The following is a 21,710-nucleotide window of genomic DNA, read 5'->3' as shown; positions in this document are numbered from 1 at the left end:
CCATTATATGCTTAAACGTAGATATTTTATTTCAGGAGTGTATGAACTGGGTAATGTTGTCAAAATCAAAGTCAGCAGATAGACAGGCGAAGTAATCTTTAAACATGTCTGGCAACCTGATATCTTTCATTTTGTAATAATGATTGTCTACTGTTTTCATATTGCCAATAAACTCGGCGGGTGACGGTGGAACAGTGACTTCAAAATGCGATGGTGCCAGAGATAAACCCTGACCTGTTACTTTCATATGCGCTTCTTTACGCGTCCAGACCTGGAAAAAAGCATCTCTTTGAGCTGATTCGTGTAATTTAAAAAGTTGTGATTGCTCATTTGGAGTAAAAAACCGTTTGCTAATACCCTGCCATTCTATTTTTCTTTCAGCGTATTCAATATCTACTCCCAAAGCATGTTGTTTACACACAGCAAGTATCGCAATATTGCCTGAATGACTTAAGTTAAATTGGATGTTATTAGAATTCTGTTTTTCAATGAGTGAGGGTTTCCCCAACTCTGTTTGAGTAAACTCAATTTCACCTGCAGATGCATCAATGTAATATGAAAGCACCATTTGCATAAAACCATGAGAAGCTATGAATGCTTTACGGTGTTTATAAAACTTAAATCGTTCGCTACGTTCTTTTTCTTTATTGGATAGAAGCGGGTAGAGGTGCTTTATTCTGGCTTCATGAACATTCAGGTAATTGAGCCATATGTGAATATCATTTTCAGCAAGTTCTGTATATGAATCCTGATTATACCAATCGCTCAAGTTAACGATTCCTTCTTATGAACAAGTAAATACAGCATGGGGATAAGTATTAAAGATACCAGTAATGAAAATGACAACCCAAAAACCACGACTGTGGCTAGTGGTTTTAGCATTTCAGAGCCTTCACTTAAACCCAGAGCCAGAGGTAGCATACCGAAGACGCTTGTTAAACTGGTCATAAGTATAGGCCTTAGGCGTAACATAGCTGCTTCTAATACGGCATTTACTTTTTCCATGCCCTGTTGTCGACAAATTTCAATTTGTTCAACCAGTACGATCGCATTATTAACCACAATGCCTGCCAACATAATTATTCCCAGTCTGGCAGGCATACTTAGCCGACCATCAAGTGCGAATTCAACTGCTAGATAAACACCTATTAATGTAAAGGGTACGCCTAAAATAATAATAACTGGATTGGTCAGGGATTCATATTGAACAGTCATTACAACAAAAACCAGAAATACGGCTAACGCTAATAAGATATAACTGGTTGAGCTACTTTCCTTGAGTGTATCAAGTGTGCCACCGTCATAAACAATATATCCATCGGGTATGGGCATCTCATTCACGATATCAAATACTCTTTCAATTAACTGCTGGTAATCTACATCAGAATTAACCGAGGCTGAAATTTCATTTATACGTAATTGATTATCCCGTTTAATGATACTGGGAGCAGGTGAAATGCTAATGTCAGCAACATCAAATAAGCGTATGGCTTCACCCTGCTGTAGTGAAATAATAATGTTATTTATATCATGTAACTGTTTTATTTCGCTTCGTTGTAAACGTAAACGAATATCATATTCTCTGTCACCTTCAATATACTCTGTCGCGACCTGTCCATTTAATGCCAGTTGTAATGCTGTGCCTATGTCTTCTGTGCTGATATTTAAATCAGCCGCTCGTTGGCGTTTTACTTTTATAACCAGTTCATTGCTTTGTTCTTCATAGCTATGACTCAAATTCTTTAATTCAGGAATTAACCGTATTTTCTCGATAATAGTTTCAGCTATTTCGGTTAAAACTTCGATCTCAGAGCCTTGAATACGCAGGCTAAAATCATCATCACCATGGCTTGTGTGTATGCCACGCACACCCTTTACGCGCATACGGACTTTGTAACCAGCAAGTTGTAGCTTCTTTATTTTTTTGTTAGTTTTTTTGACCCAGTTTGAGCTGCTTATATTATTTCTTTTGGATAAAGGTTTTAGTTGAACCGATATTGATCCACGGTTGCTTTTCTGAAACTGGGATCGGCCAAACACAAAGCCACCGGAGCTTACAAAAGCGGTGCTAACTTCGGGTTGCTGTAAAACGAGTTTTTCAATTATTTGTAATGTTTTATCTAATTCGCTAAGTCGGGTTCCCGGTTCAGTGCTAATGCTTATTGAAACCTTGCCTTCATCCATTGTTGGAAAGAAACTATTTTTTGCGTCAAGTAACTGCATAGAGCTTAATATTAATACGATGCTAAACAGGCTAAATATGAGTAAGCTATGGGGTAGTAAAAATGTCAAAACCTTCTTGTAATTCTGTTTTAATGTATCGAAAAAAGTATTTTTTTTCTGATCTACTGGTGCCTGTATCTTTGCTCCAAGTGCGGGAATCAATGTTAATGCAACGACCAGTGATGCAATGATAGCAGCACTTAAGGTAATAATTAATTCACTGAACAGCAGTCCAATTAAACCGCCTATAAAAAGAAAAGGTAGAACAGCTACCAGGTTAGTTGTGGTAGAGGCAGTGATCGCGCTAGTTACTTCTGCAGCGGCATTTGATGCTGCAATGTCGGGTGTCTTACCTAGCATCTGATGTCGTGATATGTTTTCCAGCATTACAATTGTGTTATCTACCAGCAATCCTATACCCAGCGCTAGTCCACCCAGTGACATAATGTTTAAACTAATATCATTTAAACTCATAATTAGAAAAGTAATGAAAATAGCCAGAGGAATTGCGGTTGCAACGATTAATGTACGGCGAATGTCACGTAGAAAAAGATAAACAACTAACATTGCCAGTAATGCACCGCTGATAGCGGCATAACTGGCATTGTTTAATGCATGTTTTACATAAACCGATTGATCATCGACGGTTTCAATTTGTATGTCAGATGGCAACAGGTTTTGAGTTTTAAACCATTCAATCTGTTGGTGTAAACGATCGGCAACATCAATAGTATTAGTGTCGGGTTGTTTTTGAATGGTAAGTTTAATACCTGGCTGTTGATTTAAACGAATGCGTAACTCTTCATCCTGATGGGCATCTATAATTTGAGCAATATCACTTAAAATAAGGTTTTTTTCACTGCTATTCAGTGGGCTGGTATTTAAGGGCAAGTTTGAAATTGTTTCTATAGAGTCGAAGCGGCCTTCTGTTCGTGCGCTTAGCTTGTGTGTGTCCATATAAAGAACACCACTGGATATATCCTGATTTTCATTTTGTAAAAGTTGTTTTATATCCGCTATTTTATAACCAGCTGCGGCAAGCTTTTCCTGATCAATAATAACCTGTATTTCTCGAACAAGACCACCACCCACTTCGGTTGAAGCTACGCCCTCAATATTTAAGAACCATTTTGAAAATTCATAATCAACCCAGCTACGTAGTTCAACGGAGCTGCGTGTTGATGAGCTAACAATCAGTTCCATTACCGGTAACTGGGATGGGTCTCGTTTATAGATGACAGCAGGTTCTGCGGTCTGGGGTAGAAAGCGTTTTGCTCTGTCGAGTCGTGTGCTGGCATCCTGTAAAGCTCTATCAATATCAGTGCCATAAGGAAAGATCAGATTTACGGCGCTACGTCCCTCGGATGTGTCGGACTGAACCCGTATAGCGTCTTCAGTAATAGCTAACTGTTCTTCAAGCTGGCGAGTGAACTTATCTTCCATTACCTTAGCTGGAGTGCCTGGTTCCAGTATACGTATATTTACATTTGGATAAATAATATCGGGTAGTAAATTGATATTTAAACGGTCAAATGAAAATAACCCTATAACGAGTACTGTCAGCGACAGCATAATGACAGCAATAGGTCGTTGAATTGACCAGTTGGCGAGACCGCCTGTGCGTTGTAATTTACTCATGATTTATTAGAGATGATTTTTACACTCATGTCATCTTTCAGTCCAAAAAAACCTTTACTGATAATTTGTTGTTTATCGATAAGGCCATCAAGCACCTCAATTGATTCGTCCTGCTGTATACCTGTTGTAATATTAATGCGTTTAGCCCTGTTCTGGGTAAAAGCATAAACATAAGCTCCCTGTTTATCATGTCTTACAGCAGTATATGGAATCATCAGGCGGGATCTGCTCATCGTGTGAATGCTAACACGACAGAACTGACCTGCAATTGCACCATCGGGTACAGGGTTTAAAATAACTTCTACTGTACCCCTGCGAGTGTCTTTGTTAATTATGGGGTGGATACGTTTTATTTTTCCGTTAAATGACTGTTCACCTAAAGCGTCAATTGTTATATCAACCTGATTGCCAACCTCTATTAACGGTAGAAGTAATTCGCTTAAATTGATTTCTGCTTTCAGGCTGGATGTATCAATCAGTGTGAGCAAGTGGTTATGTAAAGGAATAACATCACCTGGTTCAACTAAACGTTCTGAGATAATGCCTGATAATGGAGCTTTGATTCGGCTATGTGATAATTCTGTCTGTTTTAAGCGTAAATTGGCAACAGCAATATCATTCAGCGTTTGTGCCTGAGCGACTTCACTTTCTGATGCCAGTTTACGTGGAGCCAGATCTTTAAGGCGACGATAATCAACTTTTGCCTGATTGAGTGTTGCTTCCGCTTTCTCAACTTCAGCTTTGAGTAAACTATCTTCCAGTTGAACTAATAACTGGCCCTTTTTAATGATATCACCAGGATAAGCAGGTAAAGCCGTTAATAAACCCGGCACCTGATTTATAATTCGTACTTTACGTATAGCCTGTAGAGTGCCTGTAATGGTTTGTTTAACTGCAATAGTCTGAATACTGGCAGATACTGTTTCTATCAGGTGTACCGGGGCTTTGCGTGAAGGTCTTTGCGAAGAAGAATCGCTGCAGGCTATTAATGTAAAACAAAAGCAGGTTAACCACAATGTTCGAGTAATTGATATAAACGAGTGAGAAATCAAGGGAATACCTTTAGAGAGCAATGTATGTTGATTATATCATCTGAGGCTGGTAGTAAAAGAGCTCATAATCGATAAAAAATAACTTAATTTCAGCTGTCAATTTTTACTCATGAGTAAAAATTTGCTATTTATGACTGATAATTTTTCAGCCATTGAATAAACTCATCCTGTGGCATTGGTTTTGCCAGAAAATATCCCTGGGCAATATCACAACCTAATTCTTTTAATGAGTTGTAAGTTTCTTCATTTTCGATGCCTTCAGCGACAACTTTAATATCAAAACCATGTGCCATTTCAATTACAGTTTTTACAATATGCTGATCCATTTCATTGTCTAGCATATAACGTATAAATGACTGATCAATTTTTAGTTCATTTGCGGGGATGTATTTAAAATAGGCCATTGATGAATAACCTGTACCAAAATCATCTATTGATATATTCAAGCCGAATGATCTTAGCTCATCGAGTGTGATAAAACTGGTATCCATGTCTTCCATCAATGCACTTTCTGTTACTTCAAGTGTTAACTGCTCTGGTTTGGCTCCCCAGATACTCAGAGCACTTCTTACAGAATGAACCAGTTCAGGGTCACTTAAAACTTTTGCGGATAGATTAACCGAGACCTGCAGGGGTGGAAGTGTTTCTGGCCAGTCTTTTATTAATCGAAGGGCAGCATTAATTGTCCACCAGGTTATGCTATGAATTTGTCCGCTTTCTTCAGCGATGGGAATAAACAGGTCTGGTCTTATCCTGCCTTTTTCGCGATTGTTCCAGCGAATTAATGCTTCTGCACCAAATAGCTTGCCTGTTTGCAGGTTTACCTGTGGCTGGAAAAAAAGTTCGAATTCGTCACGTTCCTGAGCGTTGCGAAGTTCATCTTCTATATCCCAGTTATAAAAATCTACCTGTTGTGATTTTTTCTTATAAATTGAATATGACTTAGCGCTACTTCTAGCGTCTAATAGTGCAAGTTCAGCTTTTTGAATTAACCCCTGAATATCAATTGCATGATCAGGGAACAGGGCTATTCCCATATCAGCAATGACTTTGTGGTTGCTATCACCAAAGCTAAAAGGAGTGTTAAGGCAACTAAGTAATTTATTCGCGGCTAATGTGACATGCCCTTCATTTAGAATTTCAGGCAATACCATTATAAATTCAGAGTTACCGACACGCGCTATATAATCCTGTTCACGAGAAAGTTTTTTTAATCGGTGTACAAATTCTTCAAGTAGGATATCTGCAGACTGGTAACCGTAGATAACATTAATCTGTCTGAAGTGATTAATATTAATAAGCAGGATGGCAAGTTTTTTGCCTTCAGACAGGTGATCATTAATAAAATGCTCAAGATCTTTTAACAGGGAATTTCTGTCGGCAACATATGCGGGTGTGTCATTCATACAAAGGTGTGTTCCTAAAGATAAAACTGTTCCGGGTCTATGCCGTACATTCCCGGTTCAATGCTTTTTACAATTTCCAGTGTGTTACCATCATCATCGTTTTCTTTAGTGTATAGATCAATAGTATCAAAATGATTGTAATAATCTTTGTTTTCATCCAGCAATAACATTATTTTAGGTCTGAGACGCCATACTCTGTGTTGAGCAATAATCACGCCCACTGTGCCGTTGCTTAATTCAACAATGGTTCCGACAGGGTAAATTCCAACAACCTGTATAAACTGTTCAATTAACTCAGCCTGAAAATCAATGTCGCGCCATTCATAGAATTTTTTAATTGCATCGTGTGGTGACATGGCAGAAGCAAATGGGCGCTCTGATATAATGGCATCATAACAATCCACAATGCCTGCTATTTTACCAAATATAGGTATCTTGTTTCCACTTAGGCCATTAGGGTAACCACTGCCATTGTGCCGCTCATGGTGAGTATTTACCATTTCAATAATATCTTTATTGATGTCATTTATAGTGCTTATGATATCTGCACTGTGTTTAACATGTAATTTTACTAACTTGAACTCATACTGATTAAATCGTTTGGTATTGTTGATTAATTTATCAGGTAGTTTCATTTTGCCTACATCAAATAGTAGGGCGCCTATAGCCAGAGATTGCAGATCTTTTTTTGGCATACCCAGATGACGGCCAAATGCAACTGCCCAGACAGAACAGCTAACTGAATGGTTATAAATGTAGTTATTTTTATATTTCATTCGAGTTAACCAGGAAAAAGCATCAGGGTTACGAATAACACTATCAACCATTGGGGTAATGGCTTTTTTTAGAGCGGGTAGATCCAGACTTTTGTTGTTGGTGATATCAACCATAATGTTTTCAGCAACATTTGATAACATGTTATGGCTTTCACGAGCGGTTTCCAGCTCATCATTTAAATCTGTTTTTTCCTCATAATGTTTGGGTTTCATATTGATGAGAGATTCTTTTCTCTCATCATCTGATAAGTCTTTCGGGTGTTTTAATTTTTCAACCGTATCAGCGGCAACGCTTAATTCGACATCAACAAACACGTATTTACAATATTTGAATAATTCATCTACATCATCAAGTGAATTTATAATAAAACCCTGTAACTGGTACGGGGTTTCAGTCCATGGTCTGTCAAGGTGGGCTACGTACATGCCTGGCTCAAGATCGCCAATTCTGACTTTTATTTCTTTTATTGACATTAATAGATGTGCCCTTATTAAATAACCTGCTGTGCAGGCCCGGATTACTAATTAAACCCAAAAATTTTTATTCTATATTGAATATAGCAGAATATAACCATAATGGGTCTGTTCAGCTGGGTAATGTACGTGCTTAATCCCTTTGATATTAGGTATATTAGCCCATTGGCTGCGAAGAGAATCTGTTATTAGTTATGTCCTTTAAGTATAATGTGATCCAATTATTCTAACCTTCAAGATTCCCCCTAAATTATATGCATACAATTCATCGTGCAACCGAGGCGCCTCATACTGAGCGTACTGACCTTATTAACCTTAAACGGATGTTACCCTTCTTATGGAGCTATAAGGGAAGAGTGCTTGTAGCGCTTGTTTCGTTGATGTTAGCCAAAGTAGCAACAGTCAGTATTCCGCTTGTATTAAAAGATATAGTTGATGCTTTGAATGTATCTGTGAGCAGCATTAGCTCTATCCCTCAACAACTCCCCATAGAACTGCCTCTTATTTTGTTACTTGGTTATGGTGCCTTACGTTTAATGAATGTGTTATTCAATGAACTGCGGGATGCTATTTTCGCCCGGGTGAGATATCGGGCAATGAGAGATATTTCAAAAAAAGTAGTAACACATTTATATGATCTGTCGCTTAGTTTTCATCTGGAGCGTAAAACAGGTGGTATTTCCCGTGACCTCGATCGGGGTGCTCGTAGCCTGTCTTCAATTTTAAATTACCTGACCTTTAATATTATTCCGACTCTTGCCGAGTTTGTACTGGTTGCCGTTATTTTATTTAGTCAATATGATGCTGAATTTGCGTTAATTACATTTGGTACGGTGGTTATATACCTTGCTTATACAATGGCGCTAACTGAGTGGCGTATGCATTTTCGTCATGAAATGAATGCTCATGATTCAGAAGCTAATTCACGGGCAATAGACGGTTTGATAAATTATGAAACGGTTAAGTATTTCAATAATGAAGAATACGAAGTAAATCGTTATAACGATACATTAGAAAAATGGGAAGAATCTGCTGTTAAAAGTACCAGTTCGATGGCGCTTTTAAATTTTGGTCAGGGTTCAATTATTGCTGTTGGTGTCACGCTGGTTATGGTGTTTGCAGCTAAGGGCGTTGTCGCTGGAGAAATGACAATCGGTGATCTGGTGCTGGTAAACGCCATGATGTTGCAGTTATTTATACCATTAGGTTTTCTCGGCATAATTTATCGCTCGATGAAACATTCACTTGCTGATATGGATTTGATGTTTAAATTGCTTGATAACAGGCCACAAATTCAGGATGCAGATGATTCAAAAGATCTACTTGTTGATCAGGCAAATATAACATTTAACAATATTAATTTTTCATACAATAAAGAAAGACAGATATTGCATGATGTGAGTTTTGATATACCCAGTGGGCACAAAGTTGCCGTGGTAGGTCCGTCCGGTGCGGGTAAATCAACACTGGCCCGATTACTGTTTCGTTTTTATGATACGAATCAGGGTGAAATTCAGATAGATGGACAGAATATACAGGATGTTAGCCAGGCTAGTTTACGTAAGAATATAGGAATTGTGCCACAGGATACCGTGTTATTTAACGAAAGTGTTTTTCACAATATTCAATATGCTCGCCCCGACTCAACAATGGGCGAAGTGAGAAGTGCCGCGAAAATTGCGAATATAGATGAGTTCATAGAATCTTTGCCAGATGGCTATGACACTATTGTTGGTGAACGTGGGTTAAAGCTCTCCGGTGGTGAAAAACAACGTATTGCTATTGCTAGAGTTATTCTTAAAAATCCGAGAATTTTGATATTTGATGAGGCAACATCATCATTAGATTCGCATTCGGAACAGACTATTCTTAAATCATTAAAAAAGGTGGCAGAAGAGCATACGACTTTAGTTATCGCTCATCGCTTGTCAACTATTGTCGATGCGAATAATATTATTGTTTTGCAGCAAGGCAGAATAGAAGAGCAGGGAACGCATCAGCAGTTACTGGATAAAAATGGTTTATATGCAAGTTTGTGGAAAATGCAGCAGGATGAAGAAGCTGCGCTTTGATGTAATAGATAAATGCACACACATATACGCCTGCTTTGACTGAGGATGGACCGCTGCTTTTTGCGCTCCGTCCCCTGTTGTAATGCCATCAAGAACTTTACGAAGTCTGATGCCTGCACTGTCAGTGTATAGCGGTATGGGTTAAGAGGGGGTGGGCGCAAAAAAAAACGCGACCTTTCTCCAGAGGGGGGATGTTTCGCAGCAGCGTTTACATTTACTCTGCTTAACAGGGAAAAGTTATTCTCTAAGAGTATCATTCCACTTTTGTTTAAGTGCCTCATCATAATATTGAGAGATATCAGGTGCTGCAGGTCTGATGTTAAAGTAGTGAATTATTTTTTCAGCCAGTGCATCGCTATCACCCGCTTTGTAACGAAATTCTTCAGCATATTGTTCCTGATAACATAAATCATCCGGTACAGCCGGTATGGCACCTGCACTAACCGCTTCGAGCATCGATAACCCCTGAAATTCATGTATCGCGGTACTGACAACAATTGAAGATAGTTGTAGATATTTCTGGTAATTTAGTTTTGACACTTTCTCGTTAATAATAATCTGATCATTAAACTCATTTTCTATCTGCATTAAATAAGATGGTTTTTTTTCAGCTCGAACACCTAGTAATGCGAGTTGAAAATCAATATTCAGCTTTTTTAATTTGACCAGTGCATCGGCGAACACCTGCGGAGCTTTATCGTATTCCCAGCGGTGGTTCCATAAAATAAGTTGTGGATTTTTTTCACCCTGAGATTCAATTCTTTTTATTGCAACCGGCAAAACTTCAGTTTTAATGCTTAGTCGGCTGGTAATATTACCGGGTACTTCATCAGGTAATCGTTTTAAAAGTTGATCGACACCTTTTAAAAAAGAATCACGGTTATAAGCTGAATTAAACAGAAGTTTACTGGCGGCTAATGCACCATATAACTGTACCATTTGCGGGTCTACAGACTGATGTTGTTGTTTGCTTATAGGGTAAGCAAACTGATTCTCGTGAAAATAATAAAGGCAGGGGGTATTAGCCAGCTGAGGGTGAAGCCCTTTGAGTGTGGCTAGATCAACCATTGATGTAGCCAGTATTAAATCAGGTTGTTCTGCCGGTATCTTGTCTATCCAGGATAAAGGGTTGCCGCGAATTCTCCAACGAAAATGACGACCGCTTAATTCGAGCTTAAACCAGTCAAAATTTCTAAAAGATGCTATTAACCCGTCTGCCCAGGCTGCATGACTATCAGATCGGTAGGCTGAGAGTAGCCAGATTACTTTTTTTTTGTCCACAATTTGCCTGTATTAAGTGCTGTAAATACCCTGAAATCTGGTTTGGGGCTGATAATTAGTCATTATACATGTGATATTTTGCAGATGATTAATAGATGTAATCCCGTTAATTGTGAATATCATCAAATGATGAAACTGATGAAATTGACAAAAATGACGATTTGTACTATAACCTTGTATATTGTGAGTATATACTGAGATAATTATGTCAGGCAAAGAAAAAAATTATTACACCAGCCGAGAGGCTGCAGAGTTGTTGGGTGTAGCGGTGAGCACTATTCAGTTATGGACCAGCAATGGTTCCTTAAGTGCGTGGACAACTGATGGTGGGCACAGGCGAATAGCTCGAATATCTGTAGAAGAGATGTTAAATGAACAGAAGGCTGCTACAGCGGGAAAGAGTGCACCAGAGCACAAATTGTCGGTTGTAATTGTTGAGGATAATGAGCAACAGCTTCGTTTATATATTAAACAGTTTGAATCATGGGGCATTAATGCGCAGGTAGTTACTGCCAGAGATGGTTACCAGGGACTAGTTAAAATAGGGAATACCATTCCCGATATTATTATTACTGATTTAAAAATGCCTAATATGGATGGGTTTCAGATGGTAAGGGCTCTACAGGTAATGCCGGAATTACAGGATAGTTTGATTATTGTCATCACTGGTCTTAGAGGCGATGAGGTTGAGGAAAAAGGAGGGTTACCAGAAAGTGTACATCAGTTAACTAAGCCTGTTCCTTATAAAGAGCTGGAAGCTCTTGTACGTGAAAAATTAAAGTAAAGGTTGCTTAAGTCGATGAATATAGAAACTGTTAAAGAACAGCAAGATGTTCAGTATATTTATCTAACAGGGAGTGATGAGTTAATTATAGAAAATATTATTAAACTGCTTCAGCAGGATAATTTTATTGTGAATGTGTTTTCTAATTTAAGTGAGATGAAACAGGCATGTGAATATAAAATGCCAGCCTGTCTTGTTATAGAAAAGGACTTTAAAGAAGATAAAGAAATTTTGAATGAAATTTCAGGAATAAATAATCGATTTAAATCCTGTCTTCCAATTGTATTAATTTCACAGAACAATACTATGAAAACTCGTTTGGCATCTGCTAGAGCGGGTGTAAGCCGATTTTTCTGTAAGCCATTAGATTGTGAAAAATTTCTTCTAACCATAATAGAGTTAACTGATCAGTTAAATGTTAATCCTTATCGTGTGTTGTGTATTGATGATAATGAACTCATGCTCGAGTTTTATGAATCGGTATTAAAAGAAGCCAACATTGAATGTGAAATGCTTAGTAAACCGTTACAGGCGTTAGATGTTTTAGAAAAATTTAATCCAGATATTATTGTTATGGATATCCAGATGCCAGAGTGTTTGGGGTCTGAGTTAGCTCAGGTGATACGTCAGGATGATACATGGGCACAAATGCCAATTATCTTTTTGTCTTCTGAAGTTGATCTGGGAAATCAACTGGCTGCAATGAATCTCGGGGGGGATTTTTTTCTATCAAAACCAGTATCTGTTGATCATTTTCTTGCTGCTGTTAATGCCAGAGTAAAAAGAGCAAGGCAAATTTATCAGTTAAATAAAAATCTACAGCATGTTCTTAGAGAAAATAAATTTCAGCTAGCAACAATGGACGAGCATGACATTGTTAGCTGCACTGATGTGACGGGAAAAATAACCAATGTAAATGATCTTTTCTGTGAAATTAGTGGTTATAGTCGTGAAGAATTACTTGGGCAGAATCATCGATTGCTTAAATCAGGCTTACATCCTGATTCGTTTTATAAGGAAATGTGGAAGACAGTTTCTGAAGGTGAAATCTGGCGTGGCACTATCTGCAATCATAAGAAAAATGGTGAAGAATACTGGGTGGACTCAACGATCGTTCCGTTTCTTGATAATAAAGGAAAACCCTATAAGTATGTTTCTGCCCGTACAAATGTTACAGAGTTAAGAAAAAGCGAAGAGAGACTGAATCGTAGTCAGCAGTTTTCAAAAATTGGCACCTGGGACTGGGATATAACAACGGGTGAACTTTTTTGGTCAGATCTTATCTGGCCTTTATTTGGTTATGAAAAAGAATTAATTGAAACAACGTATGAAAATTTTTTGGCGGCAGTTCATCCGGATGACCGTCAAAATGTAATAGATGCGGTGAACAACTGTGTAGAGAAGGGATCAGAGTATAACATTGAACATAGAGTGATATGGGCAGATGGCAGTGAACGATGGGTGCAGGAAAGTGGTGATGTCGTTCGTAGTGTCGATGGTAAGCCATTACATATGCTGGGTGTTGTACAGGATATTAATACTCGAAAAAAAGCTGAATTAGATTTACAGGAGCGTGAAAAGCAACTGCGTGAGGCTCAGTCGATAGCACGTATTGGAAACTGGAAAGCGAATGTTATTAGTGGTGAATTGGTCTGGTCAGATGAAATTTATCGTATTTTTGGTTATGAGCCCGGCAGTATAAAACCCAGTGTTGAAGCATTTAAAAAAGCGGTGCATCCCGATGATCTTGCAAAGCTTGAAGAAAGTGAAAAGCAGGCACAACAGACCGGACTTCATGATGTGATTCATAGAATTATACTCAGTGATGATTCAGTTCGTTATGTTCATGAACTGGCACAGGCTGAAACTGATGAGGCGGGTAATTTAATCAATCTGACGGGTACAGTGCAGGATATAACTGACAGAATTGAATCAGAAGAAAAACTTCATGAAACAGAAGAGCGATTTGCTTTTGCGGTTGAAGGAGCGGGTGATGGAGTCTGGGACTGGGATATGCAGAGTAATAGTATGCAGTTTTCAGAAACCTATATGAAAATGATTGGATACACAAAAAATGAGTTAGCGCATAAATTAGATACCTGGGTAAAGATGGTGCATCCTGATGATATGGCGCGGATACAGAAAAGTTTGCAGGACTATCTGCAGGGCAGGTCAGAAAATTATAGTGTTGAATTAAGGTTACAGTGTAAGCAAGGTAATTATATATGGGTACTATGTCGTGGAACCGTTGTTTCACGTGATCAGGGCAATAGGCCATTAAGAATGATTGGTATACATAGTGATATAACAGAAAGGGTAGAACTGCTCGATAAGTTAAGTTTGCAAAAAAGTCTGGTAGACAGGCTTCATCATTCTGCAACCAGTTTTGTAGAAAAGTCTGATTTTAGAAAAACAATGAATGGCATGCTTAATACCCTGTTATTACTAACTGAAAGTGATTATGGATTTATTGCAGAAGTGCTGACAGATGATAAAGGGCAGTATTTAAAAACGCATGCAATAACAAATATTGCATGGAATGATGAAACGCAGCTACTTTATGAAAACAGCATAGAGGATGGGATTGAATTTAGAAATCTGAATAATTTGTTTGGTCATATACTTATTTCACGTGAAGTTGTTATTAGTAATGACCCTGCTAATGATTCCCGATCTACAGGTTTACCAGAAGGTCATCCGGTAATGAGTAGCTTTATGGGAGTACCTGTATTTTATGGTAATGAGCTAATTGGTGTATATGCAATAGCTAATCGTGAAAATGGTTATGATAAAGAAATACAGAGTTTCTTGCGTCCTTTTGATATTACCTATGGAGCAATTATTCACTCTAAAAGAATGATGGAGTTAGAGAGCGAAAATCGAAAAGTAATTATTGATGCTAAAGAAGAAGCAGAAAATGCTAATCGAGCAAAGTCTCAGTTTCTTTCGAGTATGAGTCATGAATTACGAACACCTTTAAATGCGATTATGGGTTTTAGTCAATTGTTAAAAATGGAGCAGTTGAATGAATCACAGAATGAAAATGTGAACGAAATAACGAAAGCTGGTGGTCATTTACTTGAACTTATTAATGAAGTTTTAGATTTGTCGAAGATAGAGGCAGGTCGAATAGAACTTTCGATGGATAGTATCATTATTGAAGAAGCTATAAGTGAATCGTTTCAGTTAATAACACCACTGGCACAAAAACGAGGCATAGAAATAAGTATAGAACATAATGGAACTGAAATTTCATTTGATCAGATGATTAATTTACAACATGCAGTTCGAGCAGATCACAGCAGGCTTAGACAGGTTTTACTTAATTTATTAAGTAATGCGGTTAAATATAATAATGAAAATGGAAAAATAATTATTAACTATGAAAATAGTGAAAGCAACCTGATCCGCGTCAGTATTACTGATACGGGGTATGGCCTATCGACGGATCAGCAGGGACAGTTGTTTAAAGCATTTAATCGTTTGGGTGCAGAGCAGACTGAAGTGGAAGGTTCCGGGATTGGTCTGGTTATTACAAAAAATATTATCGAACTTATGGGCGGTAATATTGGCATGAGCAGTGCGGAGGGTTCCGGTAGTACTTTCTGGGTAGAATTAAAGAGTGATGAATTGAAAATAAATGTAGATGACTTGCAGGATGATTCAAAGCTACTAAAGAATGAGGTTGAGAATATTATGAAACATAAATATACAGTGTTATATATTGAAGATAATCCGGCAAACTTAAGACTGGTAAATCAATTATTAAGTCGACGATCAAATATACATATGTGGAGTGCTCCTGAGCCATTGCTGGGTCTTGAGCTTGCAGCGGAGCATAAGCCTGATTTGATTTTACTGGATATAAACCTGCCTGGTATGGATGGATATGAAGTCCTTAAGCAGTTGAAGTTAAGAGAGATCACGCGAAATATACCCGTTATAGCGATTAGCGCTAATGCAATGCCAAGAGATATTGAAAAAGGTGCAAAAGCAGGTTTTGATGATTATATAACAAAACCAATTAATGTGACGACTCTTCTTGAAACGGTGGATAAAAAATTATCGGAAACGATAAATGATTAAGATGTTTAAAGATGTAGAAGGTATGAAATACTTTGTATCGTATATATATCGATACATTAAGACGTTATTGTTGATTTTAATGTTTATGTTTGTCAGTTCAGGCTCTATCTCAGCGGAAGAGTTTTTAAGTGATAGTGAGAAAAAATGGATTATTGATAACCCGGAAATTAAATTTACGGGAGACCCGAACTGGTTACCTTATGAGGCTTTTAATGCAGATGGCAACTATGTTGGAATTGTGGCTGATCATTTAAAAATCATAGAAAATAAGACAGGTTTAAGATTTAAATCAATATCTGTAAATACCTGGTCAAGTTCATTGCAAATTGCTATGAAAGGTGAGGTGTCTGTTATATCAGGTGATATAGCTGATGTGAATTTAAATAAAAATTTTAATCCAGTTGAGAGTTATAGTCGTAATCCTGTTGTTATCATAATGGGTTCACATCAAAATTATATTGAAAATCTGAATGAGATAAAAAACAAAAAAATTGTACTTATAAAGGATTATGGTTATACATCTTTGATTTTAAATCAATACCCGGAATTTAAATTTATAGAAGTAGAAAATATTCAACAGGGATTGTCAGGTATTGCAGAAGGCAGGTTTGATGCAATGCTCGCAACGATGGCGTTAGCGAGTTATAACATCGCAGAAATGGGTTTACATAATGTTAAAGTCGTTGGAAAAACACCAATTGTTATGGATCTTACTTTGTTTGTTGATAAGAATGAGCCCGTTTTATATTCCATAATTGAAAAGTCTTTAAAAACGATTACTGAAAAAGAATCGTATGCCATATTAGAAAACTGGATAAAGGATAAGTATATAGAAAAAACTGATTACCAGTACATTGTTAGAATCATAATATTTTTCGTAATTATTGTAGCTATCTTTTTTTATTGGAATCGTCGATTGACTCAAGAAATTAGTTTAAGGCTTGAGATTGAAAAAAACCTTAAAGAAAGTGAAAGGTTTTTAAAAAGATCGCAGGAAATTTCCCATATTGGAAACTGGAAGTTAAATATTGAAACAAATCAGGTTTGGGCTTCAGATGAGTTGAAAAATATTATTGGTTTTGATGGGGAAAATCTAACTGTTGAAGCGTTTATAGATGTTATTCATCCTGATGATAAAGATCTGGTAATAAGTTCGTTCAATAGAGGTAAGAGTGGTGAGAACAGGGATGTAGAGTATAGGTGTGTGGTAGGTGGAAATATCAAATGGTTGCATGGTGTAGGTGGTGCAACCTTAGATGATTCTGGAAAAGTGACCGAGGTTTATGGAACGATCCAGGATGTAACTAAACAGAAAATTGTTGAGAATGAAGCGGTAGAAAGTCGGTCTAGATTTGAAGCCATGTTTAAGTCAATACCGGATGCGATAGTTTTTATTGATCAGAATAGAAGCATGAAAATGTTTAATAGTGCGGCGTTAGAAATGTTTGGCTATCAAGAGGATGAAATAGTTGGTGAAAAATTTGAAATTCTTTATACGATAAATGATGATATTAAAGATACAAATAAAAACAAATTCGATACGAATTTTAATTTTATTCCACTTCCTTACGAAATAACATACAAACGTAAAAATGGTAACGTATTTCAAGGTGAAACCGTTGCAACATCGGTCGCTTCTTCTGCAGGTGATGTTCTGGGGCATCTTGCAATTGTTCGCGATATATCAGAACGAGGGCATGTTGAAGCGATATTAAGGTCTCTTGCCGCAGGAGTCTCAGGTCTTGAATTTGATTCATTTATAGATGATGTACTAGATCGGTTAACAGAGCTATATTCATGTAAATATGCATTTATTGGTCTATTAACTGAGGATGGTAATCATGTAAAAACATTAGCAGTAAAAATAGATGGTAAACGTGTTGAAAATTTCGAATATGAATTGAAAAATACACCTTGTAAGGATGTTCTAAATAGAAAAAAAGAATTAATATCGCGTGATGCAGCAACTTTGTATCCAGAAGATAAAATGTTGGTTGAAATGGGAATAGAAAGTTATTTTGGATCGCCGCTTGTAACACTTGACGGTTCATTGCTAGGTATTCTGACGGTGATGGATGTCAATGAAATGGAAATAGATGAATGGACTGAGCCCGTGCTGGGAGTATTTTCTACAAGAGTGTCACTGGAGCTAGAAAGGGATATAGCCAATCAGGAACTTAGTCAACATAGAGATCATCTCGAAGAACTAGTGACACAACGTACTATTGACTTGAGTTCGGCAAGAGATGAGGCAGAGCAGGCTAATGTATCTAAGTCAGATTTCTTATCCAGAATGAGCCATGAATTACGGACTCCATTGAATGCGATTCTTGGCTTTGGTCAGATGCTAGAGCTTGATGTTGAAGGGTTTAGTGATATACAGAAAGATAATGTTAATGAAATTCTAGATGCTGGTAATCATCTTCTAATGTTAATTAATGAAGTGCTTGATCTAGCAAAAATAGAGTCAGGTAAGCTTGATATTGATATAACTAAGGTATCAGTTAATGATGTAATTGATCAATGTATATCACTAACGGGTCCACAGGCTGACACTCGTGAAATTGAAATTATTGATCAATACAGCTCTAATAATTTAATTGTATTCGCAGATTCAATACGCCTAAAGCAAATATTAATTAATCTAATATCAAATGCAGTTAAATATAATAATGAGAAAGGCCTTATTAGGGTTAAGGCCTTCGTAACTGATAAAGATGTTGCCCGAATCTGTATATCAGATACAGGAAATGGATTGTCAGAAGAAGAAATTGATAAGTTGTTTACACCGTTTGAAAGACTAAATGCGGTAAACAATGTTGAAGGTACTGGAATTGGTCTCGTTATTTGTAAGCGTTTAATAGAATTAATGAATGGCAAGATTGGAATAGAAAGTATTAATGGCAAGGGAAGTACGTTCTGGATAGAGCTTAAATTAGTTAATGATGATTAATATAGTTATTGAAATTAATCAGATACAGGTGTTTGTGCGTGAAGTATATAAAAAAATTTATAGTAATTATTTTAATTTTTACTGGATTCATGCAGTCGTTAATGGCTGATGAATATACAGTAGCTGTTAGAGCGCATTATGGTGTTGATTATGCAATTAAACGTTGGCAACCCACGATTGATGTTCTTAATAAAGAAATACCTCAACATTATTTTAATTTATTACCTGTTTTAGATCTTCAAGAAATATCAGTGATCGCAGGAAAAGGTGAGTTTGATTTTTTATTAACAAATCCCTCCTCATATGTTGAGGTAAAGAATTTGTATGGTGCTAGAGCACTTGTAACTTTGAACAGAAAACGTGGACATACATCTCAGGACAGGTTTGGATCTGTTATTTTTACTCATGTCAGTAATAAAGATATATTGAATATTCAAGATCTGGAAGATAAAACGTTGATAGCTGTATCGAATAAGGCCTTTGGTGGCTGGCGTGTTGCTTTATTAGAAATGCTAGAGCTAGGCTTTGATGCACAGTCAGATGTGAAGGAGATAATGTTTACTAAAAGCAAAACCCATAGAGAAGTTGTTAGTACTGTTTATTCTGGTGGAGCTGATGCGGGAGTGGTGCGCACGGGGTGGTTAGAGCAGATGGAAGCTGATGGTAATCTGGATATGCGTTATATACGAGTTCTTAATAATCAATATATATTTGATTTTCCATTTTTTTTAAGTACAAGATTGTATCCAGAATGGCCTTTTTCTGTTTTAAAACATGTGCCTGATAAAGATGCAAACCTGGTTTCGGATACATTGCTAAAAATTAGAAAGGAAAGTGTCGCTGCTAAAAGTGCAGTTTACATAGGATGGGTTAAATCCAGAGATTATAGTTCTGTACAAAATTTGATGATAAAACTCAAGAATCGATAATGTGCTGATAAGTTAAGAGGTATATGGTGAAATTGACAATTGTACATAAGCTGATAATAGGCGCAATTATGCTTGTGTTAATCAGTAGCTATACTGTAGGTAGTTTGTTTTATAACAAAACAAAAGAGTTATTGGTACAACAGACTATACAGAATATAGAAGGTGAAACACTAAGTGTCGGTGCAAGCATTATAGCGCATATTGATGCCTTGCAGAATGACGTCTCTTTTTTATTGAAGACGCCTCCGATACAGGGGATGTTACGTGCTGGTAAAGCAATTGATAAATATGATGAGCAGGGTAAGTCAAGTTATCAGTTATGGGAACAGCGATTAGAAACGATTTTCGAAACCATGTTAAGTAGTAAAAGAACATATTTAAGAATAAGATTTATCGATAAAAATGGAGTTGAACAAATTGTAGTAGTTCGAAGAGCTGGAGAAATAATAACGTTAGAAGCAGATAAGCATCAGGATAAATCTAGCCGTGATTATGTTATAGAAACGCTTAAACTTAAGCCAGATTCAATTTACTTGTCAGAATTTAATTTAAATAGGGAAAATGGCGTAGTCGAAGTTCCATACCGTGAAGTAATTCGTAGTGCGACACCTGTTTATGATATTCAGTCAGGTGAGATTGAGGGCTTAATCGTTATTACAGCAGAAGTTGGGTTTGAACTTCGAGAAATACAGGAGAAAATTCAGGGGAAAGATAATAAAATTTATATAACAAATGACCAGGGTGGATATTTATTACACCCGGACTCCAGAAAATCATATGGCTTTAGCATGGGGAAAAGATACAGAATACAGGAAGAGTTTCCACAGTTGTCTCATCTGTATTTGCCAGACAATAAAGATAAAGGACTTGTGTTATTGCCAGGTGATACCGGCGGTAAAAATGTCATGAATGTTGTTAAAATGCCTTTTGATCCTGTGCATCCAGAACGATTTATTATTGTAGGCATTACAGAACCATATTCAATTGTTTTTAATAAAGTTAATACGGTATTGAATGAAGTGGTGATGTTAGCTTTATTAATGTCAAGCGTAATTATAATCTTCGCCATAATATGGTCTTATCGTCTTACTTACCCTATAAAGCAAATCACAAAGGTGATGGATGATTATACGAATAAACGAGTGAGCAGAGTTGTTTTGCCAGTTCATCAGACAGATGAAATCGGCATACTTGCACAAAGTTATCAATCAATGATTGCCCAGGTAAAAGATGTGCAATCGAATCTTGAAATTAAAGTTAAAGAAAGGACAAATGATTTGCTTGTTGCTCGAGACGAGGCTGAACATGCTAATGCAGCCAAGTCAGAATTTTTGTCACGTATGAGTCATGAATTACGGACACCTATGAATGCAATTCTTGGCTTTGCACAAATGCTACAGCTTGATATGGAAGGATTTAATAGATATCAGAAAGGCAATGTTAAAGAAATCCTGGATGCTGGTCAACATCTACTCGATCTTATAAATGAGGTTCTCGATCTTGCGAGAATTGAATCTGGTAAGTTAGATATTCAATTAGAAAAAGTGTATGTTGATGATGTTTTAGAGCAATGTTTAAAACTAGTTTCAGTAAATGCTGATGAACGACAGATAAAGATAATTGACAGCATAAAAGGTAAGGGTTATAGCGTACAGGCAGATTATACTCGTCTTAAGCAGGTGATATTGAATTTGCTCTCTAATGCGGTTAAGTATAATGCCGAAGAGGGAGAAATTATGATTGAGTCAAAAATTTTGTCATGTGATTTTCTTCGTATATGTATAACTGATTCTGGTGAATGTTTAACAGATGATAAAATATCTCGGTTATTTACACCGTTTGATCGGCTTAATGTCGAACAGAATGTTGAAGGTACAGGCATCGGTCTTGTAATTACCAAACACCTGGTTGAAGCAATGGGTGGAAATATAGGCGTTGAGTGTAATAAGGGTGTAGGAAGTACATTCTGGTTTGACTTAAAGTTATATGAGGTTATAGAAAGTGTTTAAGCTATATGAATTTATAATTGGTGCATG

At 37.0% G+C, this 21,710-nt stretch carries 12 protein-coding genes; 6 read left to right on the top strand and 6 right to left on the bottom strand.

Annotated features, from left to right (window positions below; genetic code table 11):
• Positions 1-31 precede the first annotated feature (31 nt).
• The 5 genes from DIZ80_03745 to DIZ80_03725 form a co-directional block, all read right to left on the bottom strand.
• Complete coding sequence (locus DIZ80_03745) at positions 32-769, bottom strand: phosphopantetheine-protein transferase (protein RDH84591.1); 738 nt, start codon at positions 767-769, stop codon at positions 32-34.
• Positions 766-3,861, bottom strand: a complete 3,096-nt coding sequence (locus DIZ80_03740) for an AcrB/AcrD/AcrF family protein (protein ID RDH84590.1) — start codon at positions 3,859-3,861, stop codon at positions 766-768. Before DIZ80_03740 ends, DIZ80_03745 begins: the two co-directional genes overlap by 4 nt.
• Positions 3,858-4,934 carry an efflux transporter periplasmic adaptor subunit gene (locus DIZ80_03735; GenBank protein RDH84589.1) on the bottom strand — a complete coding sequence of 359 codons (1,077 nt, stop codon included), beginning with the start codon at positions 4,932-4,934 and terminating at the stop codon, positions 3,858-3,860. The genes DIZ80_03740 and DIZ80_03735 overlap by 4 nt, the downstream gene beginning before the upstream one ends.
• 107 nt (positions 4,935-5,041) lie before the next feature.
• Complete coding sequence (locus DIZ80_03730) at positions 5,042-6,319, bottom strand: bifunctional diguanylate cyclase/phosphodiesterase (GenBank protein ID RDH84588.1); 1,278 nt, start codon at positions 6,317-6,319, stop codon at positions 5,042-5,044.
• A gap of 14 nt (positions 6,320-6,333) precedes the next feature.
• The gene (locus tag DIZ80_03725) at positions 6,334-7,569 is read right to left on the bottom strand and encodes a hypothetical protein (GenBank protein RDH84587.1); all 1,236 of its coding nucleotides are present in this window, start codon (positions 7,567-7,569) and stop codon (positions 6,334-6,336) included.
• Positions 7,570-7,823: 254 nt separating this feature from the next.
• Here DIZ80_03725 and DIZ80_03720 point away from each other — a divergent pair, with 254 nt between their 5' ends.
• Positions 7,824-9,641, top strand: a complete 1,818-nt coding sequence (locus tag DIZ80_03720) for a metal ABC transporter permease (GenBank protein ID RDH84586.1) — start codon at positions 7,824-7,826, stop codon at positions 9,639-9,641.
• A gap of 237 nt (positions 9,642-9,878) precedes the next feature.
• Here the strand turns inward: DIZ80_03720 and DIZ80_03715 are convergent, their stop codons facing one another.
• The gene (locus tag DIZ80_03715; protein ID RDH84585.1) at positions 9,879-10,925 is read right to left on the bottom strand and encodes a DUF3524 domain-containing protein; all 1,047 of its coding nucleotides are present in this window, start codon (positions 10,923-10,925) and stop codon (positions 9,879-9,881) included.
• Between the two features lie 202 nt (positions 10,926-11,127).
• Here DIZ80_03715 and DIZ80_03710 point away from each other — a divergent pair, with 202 nt between their 5' ends.
• The 5 genes from DIZ80_03710 (at position 11,128) to DIZ80_03690 (ending at position 21,683) form a co-directional block, all read left to right on the top strand.
• A complete protein-coding gene (locus tag DIZ80_03710; GenBank protein ID RDH84584.1) occupies positions 11,128-11,706 on the top strand; it encodes an excisionase in 579 nt (192 codons plus the stop codon).
• Positions 11,707-11,721: 15 nt separating this feature from the next.
• A complete protein-coding gene (locus DIZ80_03705; GenBank protein RDH84583.1) occupies positions 11,722-15,792 on the top strand; it encodes a hypothetical protein in 4,071 nt (1,356 codons plus the stop codon).
• Entirely contained in the window at positions 15,785-18,745 is a 2,961-nt protein-coding gene (locus DIZ80_03700; GenBank protein RDH84582.1) for a hypothetical protein, read from the top strand. The genes DIZ80_03705 and DIZ80_03700 overlap by 8 nt, the downstream gene beginning before the upstream one ends.
• An 89-nt stretch (positions 18,746-18,834) precedes the next feature.
• The gene (locus tag DIZ80_03695; GenBank protein RDH84581.1) at positions 18,835-19,674 is read left to right on the top strand and encodes a hypothetical protein; all 840 of its coding nucleotides are present in this window, start codon (positions 18,835-18,837) and stop codon (positions 19,672-19,674) included.
• A 23-nt stretch (positions 19,675-19,697) separates the two neighbouring features.
• Positions 19,698-21,683 (top strand): hypothetical protein, encoded by a 1,986-nt coding sequence (locus DIZ80_03690; protein ID RDH84580.1) that lies wholly within the window; start codon positions 19,698-19,700, stop codon positions 21,681-21,683.
• Positions 21,684-21,710 lie beyond the last annotated feature (27 nt).

Source organism: endosymbiont of Galathealinum brachiosum (assembly GCA_003349885.1).
GTDB lineage: Bacteria > Pseudomonadota > Gammaproteobacteria > SZUA-229 > SZUA-229 > SZUA-229.
The sequence above is the reverse complement of the archived record's forward strand: the minus strand, read 5'-3'. Positions and strand labels throughout refer to the sequence as shown.